Origin of the sequence: Paraburkholderia sp. EB58 (genome assembly GCF_050436665.1) — a bacterium.
Lineage (GTDB): Bacteria > Pseudomonadota > Gammaproteobacteria > Burkholderiales > Burkholderiaceae > Paraburkholderia.
In genome coordinates this window covers 308656-325901 of sequence record NZ_JBNDMQ010000006.1, presented here as the reverse complement: position 1 = coordinate 325901, position 17246 = coordinate 308656, and the positions used below count along the sequence as shown (strand labels likewise).

At 62.9% G+C, this 17246-nt stretch carries 14 protein-coding genes; 7 read left to right on the top strand and 7 right to left on the bottom strand.

Translation table 11 applies throughout. The features are described 5' to 3' along the window. From P3T40_RS12035 to purN, 3 genes are all read right to left on the bottom strand, one after another. Positions 1–1353, bottom strand: coding sequence for a mechanosensitive ion channel family protein (locus P3T40_RS12035; RefSeq protein WP_429267907.1), 1353 nt, complete (start codon positions 1351–1353; stop codon positions 1–3). A 64-nt stretch (positions 1354–1417) separates the two neighbouring features. Further along, positions 1418–2677 (bottom strand): RsmB/NOP family class I SAM-dependent RNA methyltransferase, encoded by a 1260-nt coding sequence (locus P3T40_RS12030; RefSeq protein ID WP_429267906.1) that lies wholly within the window; start codon positions 2675–2677, stop codon positions 1418–1420. Then, positions 2674–3339 carry a phosphoribosylglycinamide formyltransferase gene (gene purN, locus P3T40_RS12025; protein ID WP_429267905.1) on the bottom strand — a complete coding sequence of 222 codons (666 nt, stop codon included), beginning with the start codon at positions 3337–3339 and terminating at the stop codon, positions 2674–2676. The genes P3T40_RS12030 and purN overlap by 4 nt, the downstream gene beginning before the upstream one ends. A gap of 142 nt (positions 3340–3481) precedes the next feature. On the opposite strand from purN, the gene P3T40_RS12020 reads away from it, so the two are divergent. The 6 genes from P3T40_RS12020 to dut all read left to right on the top strand — a co-directional run bounded on the left by P3T40_RS12020 (position 3482) and on the right by dut (position 10817). Then, the gene (locus P3T40_RS12020) at positions 3482–4477 is read left to right on the top strand and encodes a bifunctional riboflavin kinase/FAD synthetase (RefSeq protein ID WP_429267904.1); all 996 of its coding nucleotides are present in this window, start codon (positions 3482–3484) and stop codon (positions 4475–4477) included. 165 nt (positions 4478–4642) lie between these two features. Further along, entirely contained in the window at positions 4643–7480 is a 2838-nt protein-coding gene (ileS, locus tag P3T40_RS12015; RefSeq protein ID WP_429267903.1) for an isoleucine--tRNA ligase, read from the top strand. Then, positions 7480–7983 (top strand): signal peptidase II, encoded by a 504-nt coding sequence (gene lspA, locus P3T40_RS12010; protein WP_429267902.1) that lies wholly within the window; start codon positions 7480–7482, stop codon positions 7981–7983. The genes ileS and lspA overlap by 1 nt, the downstream gene beginning before the upstream one ends. 62 nt (positions 7984–8045) lie before the next feature. Further along, the gene (gene coaBC, locus P3T40_RS12005) at positions 8046–9260 is read left to right on the top strand and encodes a bifunctional phosphopantothenoylcysteine decarboxylase/phosphopantothenate--cysteine ligase CoaBC (RefSeq protein ID WP_429267901.1); all 1215 of its coding nucleotides are present in this window, start codon (positions 8046–8048) and stop codon (positions 9258–9260) included. 61 nt (positions 9261–9321) lie between these two features. After that, positions 9322–10323 carry an LLM class flavin-dependent oxidoreductase gene (locus P3T40_RS12000; RefSeq protein ID WP_429267900.1) on the top strand — a complete coding sequence of 334 codons (1002 nt, stop codon included), beginning with the start codon at positions 9322–9324 and terminating at the stop codon, positions 10321–10323. Between the two features lie 47 nt (positions 10324–10370). Beyond that, positions 10371–10817, top strand: coding sequence for a dUTP diphosphatase (gene dut, locus P3T40_RS11995; protein ID WP_429267899.1), 447 nt, complete (start codon positions 10371–10373; stop codon positions 10815–10817). Between the two features lie 168 nt (positions 10818–10985). Here dut and clpA read toward each other — a convergent pair whose 3' ends face one another. Beyond that, the gene (gene clpA, locus P3T40_RS11990) at positions 10986–13283 is read right to left on the bottom strand and encodes an ATP-dependent Clp protease ATP-binding subunit ClpA (protein ID WP_429267898.1); all 2298 of its coding nucleotides are present in this window, start codon (positions 13281–13283) and stop codon (positions 10986–10988) included. Next, the gene (clpS, locus tag P3T40_RS11985) at positions 13280–13594 is read right to left on the bottom strand and encodes an ATP-dependent Clp protease adapter ClpS (RefSeq protein ID WP_144163064.1); all 315 of its coding nucleotides are present in this window, start codon (positions 13592–13594) and stop codon (positions 13280–13282) included. Before clpS ends, clpA begins: the two co-directional genes overlap by 4 nt. 648 nt (positions 13595–14242) lie before the next feature. On the opposite strand from clpS, the gene cspD reads away from it, so the two are divergent. Further along, positions 14243–14449, top strand: a complete 207-nt coding sequence (gene cspD / locus P3T40_RS11980; protein WP_017776809.1) for a cold shock domain-containing protein CspD — start codon at positions 14243–14245, stop codon at positions 14447–14449. Between the two features lie 121 nt (positions 14450–14570). Here the strand turns inward: cspD and P3T40_RS11975 are convergent, their stop codons facing one another. Then, the gene (locus P3T40_RS11975) at positions 14571–15983 is read right to left on the bottom strand and encodes a multicopper oxidase family protein (protein ID WP_429267897.1); all 1413 of its coding nucleotides are present in this window, start codon (positions 15981–15983) and stop codon (positions 14571–14573) included. 334 nt (positions 15984–16317) lie between these two features. Next, positions 16318–17127, bottom strand: coding sequence for a hypothetical protein (locus P3T40_RS11970; protein WP_429267896.1), 810 nt, complete (start codon positions 17125–17127; stop codon positions 16318–16320). Between the last annotated feature and the right edge of the window lie 119 nt (positions 17128–17246).

Here is a 17246-nt window from a genome sequence, read left to right as displayed (position 1 = left end):
TCAGGCGGCGCTGCCGGGCTCGCTGGCTGCCTCACCGGTCAGATTTACCGGTCGCGACAGTATGTCGCTCGCGCCGACTATTCGCACTTCGCGTTGCGCGTAGGGGATCGAAATGCCGTGCTCGCCGAACAGGCGCCAGATATTGCGGTTAACCGCCGAGCGCACGCCGGACGTACCCGTCGCCGCGTCTTCGATCCAGAAACCCAGTTCGAGGTTGAGACCGTCGGGTCCAAATCCGACCAGGTAAGGCGTCGGCGCGGGGTCGAGCAGGACCCGGTCCACGCCCTGCGTGGCCTGCGCGAGCAGTTCCATGGCCTGGTCGAGGTCTGACGTGTACGTCACCTGAACTGCGAGCTTGGCGTAGCCACGCGTCAGATAGGACGACTGGTTCTGTACGACATCGGTAATCAGCTTTTCGTTCGGAATCAGCGTTTCGATGCCGTCGAGGCCACGCACGACCGTGTAGCGTGTGCGGATCTGCGTGACCATGCCCTGCAGGCCGCCGGTGTTGATCGTGTCGCCGATCCGCAACGAGCGGTCGATCAGGATGATGAAGCCCGATACATAGTTGCTGGCGATCTTCTGCAAGCCGAAGCCGAGCCCGACCCCCAGTGCGCCACCGAATACGCCCAGCACCGTAATATCGATACCCACCAGCGACAGGCTGATCAGCACCGCGGCCAGCATGAACAGCGCGCGCCCGACCCGCGCCACCACCACTTTCAGGTTCGCGTCGAGCGTGCGAGCGCGTATCAGCCGTTCTTCGAACGCGGAGCCCAGCCACATCGCTACCACCATCGTCACACAGACCCACAGCAGTCCCGTCGACAGGGACAACAGCGTCATGTGCGCGTTGGCCACGCGAAAGCGCACGCTGGCCATCCACTCGAGCGCGTCGTCCTGAATGCCCATCACGGTCAGCACCATGCCGACCCAGACGATCAGCGAGACCACCTTTTCGACGAAGAACAGCAGCGTATGGGCTTCACCATCGCTGCCAAAGACCCGCCGGGCGAAGAAGAACATCACGTAGATCAGCCCGATTCCGAACAGCGGCACCAGCGCCAGATCGAGCAGCGCCGTATGCATGAAAGGCGAGGCGATCGCCTGCGCGATCCAGACCAGCGCCGCGCCGATCAGCGGGAAAAACGCGCGGTTGAGGCTTTCCGCGCCGAAGCGCAGCGCCTGATAGTGCGTCTGCCGCCGCAGGTCGACCGTGCGGCGCAGCAGCCAGGCTAGCCCCCACGCGAGCACGAGCGTGCCGAGCAGCAAGCCCACCTGCCAAAGCATCACCGGCTGACCGAAGTCGTGGGCGACGTCGCCGAACAGGTGGGAGAAGATCCGATTCTGCATGGTTGGGTATGCGCATCCAGCGCGCCGCCACTACCTCGGACGGCGGCCGGCGCGGCAAAGCCGCTTAGGAGCGGCGCTCCAGCACGGCGGCGAAGAAACCGTCGGTGGCGTGGCGGTGCGGCCACAGCGACAGGTAGTCTCCCATCTCCAGCTCGACGCGCTGTTCGGCCAGCACGTCACGCGCCGGGACCACGGCGAAGTTCGGGTGATTGGCGAGGAATTGCTCGACGATGGTTTCGTTTTCGGCTTCCAGAATGCTGCAGGTCGCGTAGACGAGCCGGCCGCCCACCTTCACGAGACGCGCGGCGCTCGTCAGGATGGACAACTGCTTGGGCGCGAGTTCGGCGATGGATTCCGGCGACTGGCGCCATTTCAGATCCGGATTGCGCCGCAGCGTACCGAGGCCGCTGCACGGCGCGTCCACCAGCACGCGGTCGATCTTGCCCGCGAGGCGCTTGATCTTCGCATCGTGCTCGCTGTCGATCAGCACCGGATTGACGTTCGACAGCCCGCTGCGCGCAAGGCGCGGCTTGAGCTTGGCGAGGCGCCGCTCGGAGATGTCGAACGCGTACAGGCGGCCCGTGGAGCGCATCATCGCGCCCAGTGCGAGGGTCTTGCCGCCCGCGCCGGCGCAGAAATCGACGATCATTTCGCCGCGCTTGGGCGCCACCAGCGAGCATAGCAACTGGCTGCCCTCATCCTGCACTTCGACCCAGCCGTTCTGGAACGCGTCGAGCTTGGTGAGCGGCGGCTTGCCGACCACCCGCACGCCAAACGGCGCGAACGGCGTGGCGCCGGCCTCGATGCCGGCCTTCGACAGCGCGCCGAGCACGTCGTCGCGGCTCGCCTTGATCGGGTTGGCACGCAGATCCAGTGGCGCCGGGTAGTTCAGTGCGGCGGCGAGTTGCGCCAGTTCGTCGGCCTCGAAGCGCTTCGACAGCGCCTGATAGATCCAGTCAGGCAGATTCATGCGAATCCGCAGCGGCAGGCTCTCCGGGTCGATCTTCGCGACGTGTTCGAGCCAGTTGGACTCCGTGTCGGAGAGAAACGGCTTCAACGCCGAGCGCCCTGCCGTCTGCATCAGGCCCAGCAAGGCCATCCGGCGCGCTGGGCTACCAGTGCCGCTTTCGGCCAGATGGGCGAACTCCATCCGGCGCCGCAGCACTGCGAAGACCGCTTCGGCGATCACGCCGCGCTCGCCGTGCCCGAGTTTCGGGTGGGCGCGGAAAAAGCGGCTGGTGGCAGCATCGGCGGGGCCGGCAAGCTTCAGCACGTCCGCGAGCAGCGTTTCGGTTTGTCCAATCAAAAATCCATGCAGTCTCATACGCCCTCTCCGGCGATCTTGTTGCTATTGATGTCGGCAAAGAGCCATTGCGGCTCCGGCGGCGTCAGCGTGACGCGCAGTCCGTCGAGCGCGAGGCGCCCTTCAACGAACCAGCGCACCGCGCGTGGGTAAATAATGTGTTCGGTTTCGAGTACGCGCCCGGCCAGCGCCACGGCGTCGTCGCCTTGCAGCACCGGCACGGCGGACTGGACCACGATAGGCCCATGATCGAGCTGCGACGTGACAAAATGAACGGATGCGCCGTGCAGCCGCACGCCGGCGTCAAGCGCCTGCTGATGCGTTTTGAGGCCGGCAAAGCTCGGCAGCAGCGACGGATGGACGTTCAGCATGCGCCCCGCGTAGCGGTCAACGAAGCCGGGCGTCAGCACCCGCATGAAGCCGGCGAGCGCAACCAGATCGGGCGCGAAAGCGTCGATTTCGCCCGCCAGCGCCGCGTCGAAGCTCTCGCGGTCGGGAAACTGGCGGTGGTCGACCACCGCCGTGGCAATACCATGTGACGCGGCGAACTCAAGGCCCGCAGCGTCTGGACGGTTGGCAATCACGGCGGCGACTCGCGCCGGCCAGCCTTCGCGCGAACAAGCGCGAACGATGGCTTCCATGTTGCTGCCCCGCCCGGAAATCAGGATGACAAGTTTTTTCATCCGCGGATTTTATCATTCGGGGGACGCCGGAACGGCGCTGCGCCGCCGTGTCTTGCCCTGAGCGTTTATAATCGTGTGTTTTGCGGAGTCCGGTCCGTCCCTGCCGGCCGTCCCCACACTCAACGTCGCCCAACACGCTATTGTGAGAGTCTTCCGCGGTCTTCCCAATGCCGAGAGCCGTGCGCCCTGCGCACTGACCATCGGCAACTTCGACGGTGTCCACCGCGGCCATCAGGCTTTGCTCGCCCATGTGCGGGCCGCCGCCGATGCCCGCGGCCTGCCCGTTTGCGTGATGACCTTCGAGCCGCACCCGCGTGAATTCTTCAACCCGGCCGGCGCCCCGCCGCGTATCGCCATGCTGCGCGACAAGCTCGAGGCGCTGCGCACCAATGGTGTCGACCGGGTGGTGGTCGAGCATTTCAACCAAACCTTTGCGAGCCAGTCGCCGGATGCGTTTGTCGAACGGATTATCGTCAACGGCCTGCATGCGCGCTGGGTGATGATCGGCGACGATTTCCGCTACGGCTCGAAGCGCGCAGGCGATTTCGACTCGCTCAAGGCCGCGGGCTTGCAACACGGTTTTGAAGTCGAACAGATGGCCACCGTCGCGGATCCGTCCGGCGCGCGCATCTCCAGTTCCGGCGTGCGCACGGCGCTGATTGCTGGCGATCTCGACTCGGCGCGCGCCTCGCTCGGCCGCGATTATCTGATCAGCGGCCACGTCGTCCATGGCATGAAGCTTGGCCGCGATCTCGGCTTTCCCACGCTGAACCTGCCAATCGCCCACAAGCGCCCGGCGCTGGCGGGAATTTTTGTGGTTCGCGTGCACGGCATCGAAGCGGAACCGGTACCGGGCGTCGCCAGCCTCGGCTTGCGCCCCACCGTCGACGATTCCGGCCGCGTGCTGCTCGAAGTCCACCTGCTCGACTGGCACGGTGACGCGTATGGCAAACTCGTGCGCGTCGAATTTCTGAAGAAGCTGCGTGACGAGGAGAAGTACGTCGACCTCGAAACGCTGACGGCGGCCATCGCGCGCGACGTCGCCAATGCGCGTGCGTGGTTCGCGGCGGTCGGCACCGGCACGCCGGGCAGCCGCTCCACGGGCTTTGCCACTTCAGCCACCGACCGAATTAGATAGCCGCCGCGGTACGTGTGAGCGTCAGGCACAACACGTACCCCTCGCCGCGCGCATCGAAGGGCGTCCGTGGATCACGCGACATGCCTGCCGGGCGCGCAACGCCCCGCGCATCGTGCGCATATCGCGCCCTTACCGCGCATCGAAAGAATTCACCGCGACCACACCATGAGTAACAAGAAAGCCGATTCGAAACCGCAGTCCCGATACCCGGTCAACCTGCTCGACACGCCGTTCCCGATGCGTGGCGACCTGCCCAAGCGCGAGCCGCAATGGGTCAAGGAATGGCAGGAGCGCAAAGTCTACGAAACGATCCGCGCGGCCTCCAAGGGACGCAAAAAGTTCATCCTGCACGACGGCCCCCCGTATGCCAACGGTGACATCCACCTTGGCCACGCGGTGAACAAGATCCTCAAGGACATGGTCGTGAAGGCGCGCAACATGGCGGGCTTCGACGCGGCCTACGTGCCAGGCTGGGACTGCCACGGCATGCCGATCGAAATCCAGATCGAAAAGCAGTTCGGCAAATCGCTGCCCGCTGCTGAGGTCATGCAGAAGGCGCGCGCCTACGCAACCGAGCAGATCGAGAAGCAGAAGCTCGGCTTCCGGCGTCTGGGCGTACTCGGAGAATGGGACAACCCGTACAAGACCATGAACTTCACGAACGAAGCCGGTGAAATCCGCGCGCTCGCGAAGATCCTGGAAAAGGGCTACGTGTTCCGCGGCCTGAAGCCGGTGAACTGGTGTTTCGACTGCGGCTCGGCGCTGGCTGAGGCGGAAGTCGAATACAAGGACAAGACCGATCCGACCATCGACGTGCTGTTCTCCTTCGCCGAGCCGGAAAAGACCGCTCAGGCGTTCGGCCTTGCTGCGCTGCCGCGCAGCGAAGGCGGCATCGTGATCTGGACCACGACACCGTGGACGATCCCTGCCAACCAGGCGCTCAACGTCCATCCGGAGATCGTCTATGCACTCGTGGATACGCCGCGCGGCCTGCTGATCCTCGCGGAAGAACGCGTCGAAGCGTGCCTGAAGCAATACGGCCTCGAAGGCAATGTCGTCGCCACCGCCGCGGGCGCCAAGCTCGCGAATCTGCGCTTCCATCACCCGCTCGCGTCTGCGCACCCGAGCTACAAGCGTACGGCGCCGGTGTATCTCGGCGACTACGTGACGACGGAAACCGGTACCGGCATCGTTCACTCGTCGCCCGCTTATGGCGTGGAAGACTTCGTGTCGTGCAAGGCGCATGGCATGGCCGATTCGGACATCATCAGTCCGGTGATGGGTGATGGCCGTTATATCGAATCGCTCGCGCTGTTCGGCGGCCTGTCCATCTGGGCTGCCAATCCGAAGATCGTCGAAGCGCTCGACGCGGCCGGCTCGCTGCTGCGCACGGAAAAGTACACGCACAGCTACATGCACTGCTGGCGCCACAAGACGCCGATCATCTATCGCGCGACCTCGCAATGGTTCGCCGGCATGGACGTGAAGCCGAACGACACCGACAAGACGCTGCGCGAAACCGCGCTCGAAGGCATCGAGAACACGGCGTTCTACCCGTCGTGGGGCAAGCAGCGTTTGTTCAGCATGATCGCCAACCGCCCGGACTGGACGCTGTCGCGCCAACGCCAATGGGGCGTGCCGATGGCCTTCTTCGTGCACAAGGAAACCGGCGAGCTGCATCCGCGCACGCTTGAATTGCTCGAAGAAGTCGCGCAACGCGTCGAGAAGGCCGGCATCGAGGCATGGCAAACGCTCGATCCGCGTGAGCTGATCGGCGACGACGCCAACATGTACGAAAAGAACCGCGACACGCTCGACGTGTGGTTCGATTCGGGCACGACGCACTGGCACGTGCTACGCGGCTCGCACAAGGACGAACTGCAGTTCCCGGCTGATCTGTATCTGGAAGGCTCGGACCAGCATCGCGGCTGGTTCCATTCGTCGCTCTTGACCGCCTCCATGCTCGACGGCCGGCCGCCGTACAACGCGCTGCTCACGCACGGCTTCACCGTCGACGGCGAAGGCCGCAAGATGAGCAAGTCGCTCGGCAACGGCATCGATCCGCATGAAGTGGCGAACCGCCTCGGCGCGGAAATCATCCGTCTGTGGATCGCTTCGACCGATTACTCGGGCGAGCTGGCCATCTCCGAGGAAATCCTGAAGCGCGTGACGGAAGGCTACCGCCGCATCCGCAATACGCTGCGCTTCCTGCTCGCGAATCTGTCGGACTTCGACTTCGAGAAGAACGCGCGTCCGGTGGAAGACTGGCTCGAGATCGACCGTTATGCGGTCGCCCTCTCGGCCAATTTGCAAACGGACATCCTCGCGCACTACGACAAGTACGAGTTCCACCCGGTCGTGGCCAAGCTGCAGACGTTCTGCTCGGAAGACTTGGGCGGCTTCTATCTCGACGTGCTAAAGGACCGGCTGTACACCACGGCGCCCGACTCCGTCGCCCGCCGCGCCGCGCAGACCGCGCTGTATCACATCGCCCAAGGTCTGTTGCGCATCATGGCGCCGTTCCTGTCGTTCACCGCGGAAGAAGCGTGGAAGGTGTTCCAGCCGAACAGCGAAACCATCTTCACGGAGACATATCACGCGTATCCGGAAGTGGCTGATGCCGCCGCATTGCTCGACAAATGGACCCTGCTGCGCGCCGTGCGCAGCGACGTGACCAAGGCATTGGAAGAAGCCCGCGTCGCGAACCTGATCGGCTCGTCGCTGCAGGCGGAAGTCGAAATCCGCGCGAGCGGCGCGCGTCACGACGCGCTGGCGAGCCTCGGCGCCGATCTGAAGTTCGTCCTGATCACCTCCTCCGCCACGGTCGTGAAGGTCGAGAGCGAGGCGGACGAAAGCGTCGAAGTGCTCGCCTCGAAATACCTCAAATGCGAACGCTGCTGGCACTACCGCGCGGATGTCGGCGAGAACGCCGAACACCCGACGCTATGCGGCCGGTGCTTTAGCAATCTGTACGGAAGCGGCGAATCGAGGAGCGCGGCATAATGGCAAGAACCCTGTCGAAACCCGCCAGCAGCGGTTCGCTGGCACCGTGGCTTGGCGTGGCGCTGATTGTCATCCTGTTCGATCAGCTCACGAAAATCGCCGTACAGAAAGTGTTTGCATACGGTGTGCCGCATGCGGTTGCGCCGTTTTTCAACCTCATTCTGGTGTACAACCGCGGTGCCGCCTTTAGTTTCCTCGCCATGGCGGGTGGCTGGCAGCGCTGGGCCTTCACGGGCCTTGGCGTAGTCGCGGCGCTGGTGATTTGCTATCTGCTCAAGCGCCACGGCGGGCAGAAGCTGTTCTGCAGCGCTCTCGCGCTGATTCTCGGCGGGGCGCTCGGCAACGTGATCGACCGGCTGGCATACGGCCACGTGATCGACTTCCTCGATTTCCACGTGGGCAGCTGGCACTGGCCGGCGTTCAACCTCGCCGACAGCGCGATTACGATCGGCGCGATACTGCTCGTGCTCGACGAATTGCGGCGCGTGCGCGGCTCGCGCTAACGCCGTGAGTTTCGGGGCCGGCGTGCCTGGCCGGCCATCATGCTTTGTGTCGGAGGCTTTCGTTGGCAACCGCAGAACTCGCAGGAAAACATCTCGTCCTCGGCCTCTCCGGCGGGATTGCCTGCTACAAGATCGCCGAACTCACGCGCCTGCTGACCAAGGCAGGCGCGAGCGTGCAGGTCGTCATGACCGAAGCGGCGACGCAATTCATCACTCCCGTCACCATGCAGGCACTGTCAGGCCGTCCGGTCTTCAGCAGCCAGTGGGACGGGCGCGTGCCGAACAACATGGCGCACATCGATCTGTCGCGTGAAGCCGATGCGATCGTGATTGCGCCGGCTTCGACCGATTTCCTCGCCAAGCTGGCTCATGGCATGGCCGACGACCTGCTGTCGACGCTGTGCGTTGCGCGCGATTGCCCGTTGCTGGTCGTACCGGCGATGAACCGCCAGATGTGGCAAAACCCGGCCACACAGCGCAACGTCGCGCAACTGCGCGCCGACGGCATCGAGGTGCTCGGCCCGGATTCCGGCCCGCAGGCGTGCGGCGAGGTCGGCGACGGCCGTATGTTGGAAGCCGCCGCCACCTACGAAGCCATTGCTTCGTTCTTCCAGCCGAAGATCCTCGCCGGCCGCCGCGTGCTGCTGACCGCCGGCCCGACCTTCGAGCCGCTGGATCCGGTGCGCGGCATCACCAACCGCTCGAGCGGCAAGATGGGCTTTGCGCTTGCGCGCGCGGCCCAACAGGCCGGCGCGGACGTGCATCTGGTGGCCGGTCCGGTGGCACTCGAAACGCCGTGGGGCGTCTTCCGCGAAGACGTGCAAACGGCGCAGCAGATGCACGACGCCGTGATGAGCGCGGTGTCCGACTACGATATCTTTATCGGCGTCGCGGCGGTGGCCGACTGGCGCGTCGATCATGTAAGCGAACACAAGATCAAGAAGACCGCTGAGCGTGCCTTGCCCACTTTCAGCTTCGTTGAAAATCCGGACATTCTCGCTGCGGTGGCGAAGCTGCCTCACCCGCCCTTCTGCGTCGGTTTTGCGGCGGAGAGCGGCAACCTGGATGTACACGGCGAAGAAAAGCGCGTGCGCAAGAATGTGCCGCTTCTGATCGGCAATCTTGGCCCGCTGACCTTCGGCCTCGACGACAACGAAGTAGTCCTGTTCGAAGCAAGCGGTGCGACGAAGCTGCCGCGTGCGGACAAGCAGGCGCTCGCAAGCGCATTGATTGCCGAAATCGCGAAGCGCCTGCCCGATACGAGCCTGATCCGGTAACGCTCAGGCAACTGAGCGGTCCTCGTGCCGGAACCTTGAGTCACCTTGGAGCAGTACTGTCATGACGCTACTTTCCGTGCTCGATCAAACGCCCGTGATCGACGGGCACTCAGTGGCGGACGCGATCGCCGCCACCATTGAACTCGCGCAACTCGCCGACGATCTCGGCTACACGCGCTACTGGTGCGCCGAGCATCACGGCCTGCGCGGCGTGTCGAATCCCTGCCCCGAGGTGATGCTGGCGCGCCTTGGCAGCGTGACCCGACGGATTCGTCTCGGCTCAGGCGGCGTGATGCTGCCGTACTACAGTCCGTTCAAGGTCGCCGAGCAGTTCATGATGCTCGAAGCGCTGTTTCCAAACCGCATCGACCTCGGCGTCGGCCGCGCGCCGGGCGGCGATATGCGCACCGCACAGGCCGTCGCTGCCGGCGACTACAACCGCGGCGACATTTTCCCGCAGCAGGTCGCCGATCTGGTCGGAGTGATGAAGGGCACGCTGCCGGTCGATCACATCGCGCAGGGCGTGTTGCTGCAGCCGCAGGTCGAGACCCGGCCGCAGTTATGGGTGCTCGGTTCAAGCGAGTTCGGCGGCCTGCTGGCCGCGCAACTCGGTATCCGCTTCGCGTTCGCGCATTTCATCAACGCGCATTTCGGCCATCAGGTTGCCCACGCTTATCGCGAGCGCTTCAAGGCCGGCAACGAAGCGCAGCCCTATCTGGCCGCCGCGGTGTTTGTGATCTGCGCGGACACCGAACAGGAAGCGGCCGACCTGGAAAAAGCCGTCGACCTGCGCCGCGTGCAGATGGCCTATGGTCTGAACGCGCCGATTCCGAATATCGAACAGGGCCTCGCTCAGGAATACGGCGAGCGCGAGCAACTGGTGATCGACCGCGAGAAACCGCGCAGCATCATCGGCACGCCTGAGCAGGTGACCGAACGCATGCTCGCCCTGCAGGAGCAATTCCAGGCCGATGAGCTGGTAGTGCTGACCGTGGCGGGAAGTTACCGCGCGCGGCTTCGCTCATACGAACTTCTCGCCGACGCGTTCCAGCTCGGACACTAAGACAACGCCGACCTTTTCACCTCCACCCACCCATTCATTCGAACTGCATGAAACTTGACCTGAAGATTCTCGACGCGCGTATGCGCGAACAACTCCCGGCCTACGCCACGACTGGCAGCGCTGGCCTCGATCTGCGCGCGTGCCTCGACGAACCGCTGACGCTGGAGCCGGGCCAAACGGCGCTGATACCGACGGGTCTGGCGATCCACGTTGGCGATTCGGGCTTTGCGGCGTTGATCCTGCCGCGCTCGGGCCTGGGACATAAGCACGGCATCGTGCTGGGGAATCTGGTGGGGTTGATCGATTCGGATTATCAAGGGCAACTGATGATCTCGACATGGAATCGCGGGCAGACCACGTTCACGCTGAATCCGATGGAGCGGCTCGCTCAACTGGTGATCGTGCCGGTCGTGCAGGCGGAATTCAATATCGTCGACGATTTCGAGCAGAGCGAACGTGGCGCGGGTGGTTTCGGCAGCACCGGCAAGCACTGAGATTTTCTTCTAAAGCGCTCGTGCAAACCGTGGCGTGCGCGCGCTGGCACGAACGGCGGTGCGGTTACGTGACAAGGTGAGGCGAGGCGAGGCGAGGCGCAATAAAAAAACGGCGCGGGCTTTGAGGCCCGCGCCGTTTTGCTTTGCTAGCTACGAAGAGCTGAACGCTTACTCGACTTCGACCGCTTCCGGATTCGGATTGCGCGGCGCAGGCGTTTCGTCGAACGTGAGCTGCACCTTGTCTTCCGCATCCACGTCGACCGTCACGCGGCCGCCGCTCATCAGCTTGCCGAACAGCAGTTCGTCCGCCAACGCACGACGGATCGTGTCCTGGATCAGACGCTGCATTGGACGTGCGCCCATCAGCGGATCGAAACCGTGCTTCGCCAGATGCTTGCGCAGCGCGTCGGTGAAGAGCGCATCGACCTTCTTCTCATGCAACTGGTCTTCCAGCTGCATCAGGAACTTGTCGACCACGCGCATGATGATTTCCTCATCGAGCGAGCGGAAGCTGATGGTTGCGTCCAGACGGTTACGGAACTCCGGCGTGAACATGCGCTTGATATCGACCATTTCGTCGCCGGTTTCGCGGCGCGTCGTAAAGCCGATGACCGATTTGCCCATTGCCTCGGCACCCGCGTTCGTCGTCATGATGATGATGACGTTGCGGAAGTCGGCCTTGCGCCCGTTGTTATCCGTCAGCGTGCCGTGGTCCATCACCTGCAGCAGCACGTTGTAGATGTCCGGATGCGCCTTTTCGATTTCGTCGAGCAGCAGCACGCAATGCGGCTTCTTCGTCACGGCTTCGGTCAGCAGACCGCCCTGATCGAAACCGACATAGCCCGGCGGCGCGCCGATCAGCCGGCTCACCGCATGACGCTCCATGTACTCCGACATGTCGAAACGGATCAGCTCGATACCCAGCGTGAACGCCAGTTGCTTCGCCACTTCCGTCTTGCCGACGCCAGTCGGACCGGAGAACAGGAACGCGCCGATCGGCTTGTCCAGCTTGCCGAGACCCGCACGCGCCATCTTGATCGCGGCCGACAGCGCGTCGATGGCCGGGTCTTGCCCGAACACCACGCTCTTCAGGTCACGATCCAGCGTTTGCAGCTTGCTGCGGTCGTCCTGCGATACGCTTTGCGGCGGGACACGCGCGATCTTCGAGATGATTTCCTCGATCTCGCCCTTGCCGATGGTCTTCTTCTGCTTCGACTTCGGCAGGATGCGTTGCGCTGCGCCCGCTTCGTCGATCACGTCAATTGCCTTGTCCGGCAGATGACGATCCGTGATGAAGCGTGCCGACAGTTCAGCCGCCGCCGACAGCGCACCCGACGAGTACTTCACGCCGTGATGCTCTTCGAAACGCGACTTCAGGCCACGCAGGATCGCCACGGTCTGTTCGACGGTCGGCTCGGTCACATCCACTTTCTGGAAGCGGCGCGACAGAGCTGCATCTTTTTCGAAGATGCCGCGGTATTCGGTGAACGTCGTGGCGCCGATGCACTTGAGCGTGCCCGACGACAGCGCCGGCTTCAGCAGATTCGACGCGTCCAGCGTACCGCCCGATGCGGCACCTGCGCCGATCAGCGTATGAATTTCGTCGATGAACAGAATGGCATGCGGACGTTCCTTCAATTCCTTGAGGACCGTCTTCAGGCGCTGTTCGAAATCGCCGCGGTATTTGGTACCGGCGAGCAGCGCGCCCATATCCAGCGAGTACACCTGCGCATCCGCCAGGATATCCGGCACTTCGCCGCGCGTAATGCGCCACGCAAGCCCTTCGGCAATCGCGGTTTTACCGACACCAGCCTCACCGACCAGTAGCGGATTGTTCTTGCGGCGGCGGCACAGCACCTGCACCACGCGCTCGACTTCCGACTCGCGCCCGATCAACGGGTCGATGCGGCCGTCTTTCGCCATCTGGTTCAGGTTCTGCGTGAATTGCGCGAGCGGCGTTTCTTTCTGCGCGGCAGCTTCGTCAGACTCGGCGTTCGCATCGCTCGCCTTGGCGGCGTCGGTGCTGCTGGTCTTGGCAATGCCGTGCGAGATGAAGTTCACCACGTCCAGGCGCGTCACACCCTGCTGTTGCAGGTAGTAGACAGCGTGCGAATCCTTTTCGCCGAAGATCGCGACCAGCACGTTCGCTCCGGTCACTTCCTTCTTGCCATTCGAGGTGGACTGCACATGCATGATGGCACGCTGGATCACGCGCTGGAAACCCAGCGTGGGCTGCGTGTCGACGTCATCCGTGCCAGGCACGGTTGGCGTGTTGTCATGAATGAAGTTGCGCAGGTTCTGGCGCAGATCCTCGATGTTGGCCGCGCATGCGCGCAACACCTCTGCGGCCGTCGGATTGTCCAACAGGGCCAGTAAAAGATGTTCGACCGTAATGAACTCGTGCCGCGCCTGGCGTGCTTCCATGAACGCCATGTGCAAGCTGACTTCCAGTTCCTGGGCAATCATGCTTCCTCCATCACACACTGCAGCGGATGCCCGGCCTGCCGTGCGTGGGTAACGACTTGCTCGACTTTGGTCGACGCGATGTCCCGCGTATAGACCCCACAAACTCCCCTGCCTTCGCGATGCACCTTCAGCATAATCTGCGTTGCGGTTTCACGATCTTTATTGAAGTATTCCTGCACGACCATCACGACAAATTCCATTGGCGTGAAGTCGTCGTTCAACAGCACCACCTTATACATGGCCGGCGGCTTCAGCTTTTTTTCCTGCCGCTCCAGTACGGTGCCGTCCTGCTTGTCCGGGATAATTGCCATACACCCATTCTAAACAACTCGGACAGGCCCGCAATCCTGTCAAAACCCGACCGGCTGGCCGGTGATCTTGTTTCGCCTCCACATGACGGCACTGCCTGTCACGCGTGCGCCTTGCACGGAGCCGATTGCGGAGCCGGCCCTCCAAGAATGTCGTTGCTTCTGCTGTTGCAGTGCAGTTGGATCGAGTATCGCACAACCTGCCGCAGCAAGCTGAGCGCGTGCGCGACGGCTCTGGGGAAAACCCGGGACACCCCGAGTTTGCTGCCCCGAAAGGCCTCGCGCGATGCGCCAGGTTGGGGCGCTTGCACATCACTTGGTCCTAACCCGGTAAGTCTTGCGGGAGCACCGACCCGCAGAACAGCATGTGAGTCGATTATGCGACTTTTCAAGACGGGACGCTTGCGCGACCGCACATAAGAAAAGCGGGAAAAACCCTGGAAATGGGGTGTTTGCAACGGCCCGGGAACCGTCTCAAAATTTTCTTGACACTCGAATAAAGAGCCCCAACAATCAAGCTGGCACTTTTTTCAGTCAGCCACAAATTCGAAAAAATGCCGATGGTGAGCTTGTGAGGAGGGAGCGGCCGCATGCGGCCGTTAAGCTTTTCGAGGGCTCGTGGTGGTGTCATGAGTTACAGGGGAAGTAGGTATGGCAACTGGTACGGTCAAATGGTTCAATGACGCGAAAGGTTTCGGATTCATTACGCCCGACGAAGGCGGTGAGGATCTGTTTGCACACTTTTCGGCCATCCAGATGAATGGGTTCAAAACCCTGAAGGAAGGTCAAAAGGTCAGCTTTGAGGTCGTGCAAGGCCCCAAAGGCAAGCAGGCATCGAACATCCAGGCCGCCGCCTGAGTCTGTTCGATACCCGTACCCTGGAAACCCGGCTTCGTGCCGGGTTTCTTCATTCTGGGACGCGGTTTGCGCGTCCCGCGGCGCCTCGCCTAACACTCAGGTCAGCGCGTCATACCCGCCGTCACACCACTCTGAGCGTGCCCATCATGCCGAGATCCTCGTGCTCAAGGATATGGCAGTGGAACATCCTATCCCCCGCCTGCTGCTGAACTGAGGCGATCCGTACTATCTCCCCTGGCTGTACGTTGACCGTGTCGCGCCACGCCAGATAAGGCTCGGGCGTCGCGACGCCGCCTTGTTCCCGCTCGAGCACCTGAAATTGCGTGCCGTGCAGATGGAACGGGTGATCCATGTCCGCACAGTTTTCAATCGACCAGCGTTCGACCTCGCCACGACGGCTCGTCATCGTGATGCGCTGTGGATCGAAGCTCGCACCTTTGATCAGGAAAGCCATGCCGGCGGGCACGCCGCTGTGGGATGCGCCGCTGCGGTGCATCGCGGCCATGTCCATTCGCTCCGAAAACACCACGGACTTTTGACTGACCGGCGCTCCGAGCGCTGAGATTTCACGCAGCGTTGCGGCAATCGCCGGGGCGAGGCCGGGGGCGTCCGGGGTGTGCGGTCCGAACTGCACGTCGGCAAGCGGGTGCGCGGAATCGGGCGGCAGACTGTCGTGTGACACCGCCATCTTGCGGCGGTCGTACACCTCGGCGGTCAGGACCGCGCGCGTGGGCTGTGCCGACTGGGTGGATTGCGCCGATTGGGTGGATCGGCCGGATGATGCAGGCGGTGCAGATGGCGCAGATTGTGACGATTGCGCGGCCCCTGGCACTCCTCCCCCGACGCGGACAATAAGCTCCGCACGTTCGCCAGGTGCCAGCAATAGCTCCGTCAGCCCTTCGCGTGGCTGCTGCAGCAGGCCACCATCCGCGCCAACCTGGGCAAAGGTGCGTCCGTTTCCCAGCGACAATCTCAAATAGCGGGCATTGCAGGCATTCCACACCCGCCACCGTTCGTCCGCCGCCATCACGATGAGCGGACGACGCGCGCCGTTGACCAGCACGAACTGTCCTTCGCGGCCGTTCATCCAGTCCACCATATCGTTGGGCGCGATCGTGCCGTCGCTCGCGAGCTTCAGATCGGAGAAGAACAGGTGGCGCTCGGGCCAGCCGGCGAGCGGATCGGCAGCAGCGCGTACCACGATTGGGCCCGCGAGTCCCCGAAACACCTGCTCCGCCGACATCATGTGCGGATGCGGGTGGTACCAATAAGTGCCGACGCTACCCGGCGGCAGCGTAAAGCGGTAGACGCGCGAGGCGCCCGGTGCGACAGGATCGGACGGATTACCGCCCTGGTCTGGCGGCACCGGCAAGCCGTGCCAATGGATCGTCGACGGTTGCGGCAAGCGATTCACGAAACGGATTTCGACCGTGTCGCCCTCGCGCACTTCGATCAGCGGCCCCACAACCTGGCCTTGCAGTGCGGTCGCGGTCGTGATTGCACGGGTGGCTCTGCTGCGGCCGTCGTTTCGCAATGCGAACGCAAGCTGGACGCGACGTACGGTGCGCTCACATCACCGGTGACTCCTCGCATCTGCACGGCGCGCCATCGCCCCGCATGGGCATGATGCGCTCGTGCGCGAACGCGCCTTGTATGGCTAGCAAAGCAAGCGAAAGCACGATGAGGAAGCGCCTGAGACAGATCATTGCGGAACAGTTCGCGCGTATCGCGTGTGCGGGTAATCGGTCGATGCATCATAGCGCAGAGGGCATCGCTTGCTGGTGATCGTTGCCTGCCGCGACAAAATGAACAACCCCGGCCATCTTGCGGCGCCGGGGTGTCAATTTGCGATTTACAAGAGCCGCCTTTTACTTCGCATCGAGACGGCTTGCCGAGCGTTGCAGTTTCAGACTGCGCGCCAGATCGCCCTGAAACACGGCCACACCCTGATGCGTAAAGTTCGAGCGCGTATCCACCGCCGGCGTAATGCCAATACTCTCGATACGCCGGCAGAACGCGTAGTCCTCAGATAGGTACACGCGTGTTTGTGGATCGATCATCGTGTCGAAGAATGAATAATGCAGGGATGCCGCCACGCCCATCTCCTCGTCCTCGCGGCCTTGCATGCGCGTGCGGCAGTGCAACTCTGGAAAGCGCTGGATCAGAGCGCGAAACACTTCTCGCTTGATCAGCATGAATCCGGTGGGCGCATAGAGGACATCCAGAAAACCGTCTGCATCGGGCTCCAGCTTACCGGCGCGTGCCACCGCAGGGTAAGTCGCGAAACGCGCCTGAAAATCAGCTTTGGTAGTTCCGGCCGCCAAGGGCTCGGACAAACCCGCTCGCGGCCAGCCGTCGGATTTCAGCGGGTACACGCCCGCCACCACTGGCCGGTCCGCCTTCAGAAGTCGCACTACATCGTCGCCCTTGAAACCGATGTCTCCGTCAATCCACATCAGATGCGTGAAACGGCTGTCCGCGAGAAACTCGGCGACCATGATGTTGCGGGCGCGGGTGATGAGGCTGTCAAAGCTGTTGAAGTTCGTCCGCAGACCGAACCCATAACGCGCAGAGGCTTCGTACAAATCAAGGAGGCCAAGGACATAGTCCGTTGCGACAACCGAGCCGTAGCTGGGTGTCGCTACATAAACATTCGCGCGAATCTTCTCGTCGGTCATTTTCTCCCCTCGAATATCGAGCGCGTCATCGTTCGGCCAAACCTGTGCCGACGACGCGCTTGCCAAAGCGGCGAACTTATATCAGAGGGGGTGACTTCGAACCAGATGGACTGACGCCT

Bases quoted from the DNA above. Each gene is read 5' to 3' on its own strand.
- P3T40_RS12035 (WP_429267907.1), bottom strand. From the start codon at position 1,353: ATGCAGAATCGGATCTTCTCCCACCTGTTCGGCGACGTCGCCCACGAC.
- P3T40_RS12030 (WP_429267906.1), bottom strand. From the start codon at position 2,677: ATGAGACTGCATGGATTTTTGATTGGACAAACCGAAACGCTGCTCGCG.
- purN (WP_429267905.1), bottom strand. From the start codon at position 3,339: ATGAAAAAACTTGTCATCCTGATTTCCGGGCGGGGCAGCAACATGGAA.
- ileS (WP_429267903.1), top strand. From the start codon at position 4,643: ATGAGTAACAAGAAAGCCGATTCGAAACCGCAGTCCCGATACCCGGTC.
- lspA (WP_429267902.1), top strand. From the start codon at position 7,480: ATGGCAAGAACCCTGTCGAAACCCGCCAGCAGCGGTTCGCTGGCACCG.
- P3T40_RS12000 (WP_429267900.1), top strand. From the start codon at position 9,322: ATGACGCTACTTTCCGTGCTCGATCAAACGCCCGTGATCGACGGGCAC.
- dut (WP_429267899.1), top strand. From the start codon at position 10,371: ATGAAACTTGACCTGAAGATTCTCGACGCGCGTATGCGCGAACAACTC.
- clpA (WP_429267898.1), bottom strand. From the start codon at position 13,283: ATGATTGCCCAGGAACTGGAAGTCAGCTTGCACATGGCGTTCATGGAA.
- clpS (WP_144163064.1), bottom strand. From the start codon at position 13,594: ATGGCAATTATCCCGGACAAGCAGGACGGCACCGTACTGGAGCGGCAG.
- cspD (WP_017776809.1), top strand. From the start codon at position 14,243: ATGGCAACTGGTACGGTCAAATGGTTCAATGACGCGAAAGGTTTCGGA.
- P3T40_RS11970 (WP_429267896.1), bottom strand. From the start codon at position 17,127: ATGACCGACGAGAAGATTCGCGCGAATGTTTATGTAGCGACACCCAGC.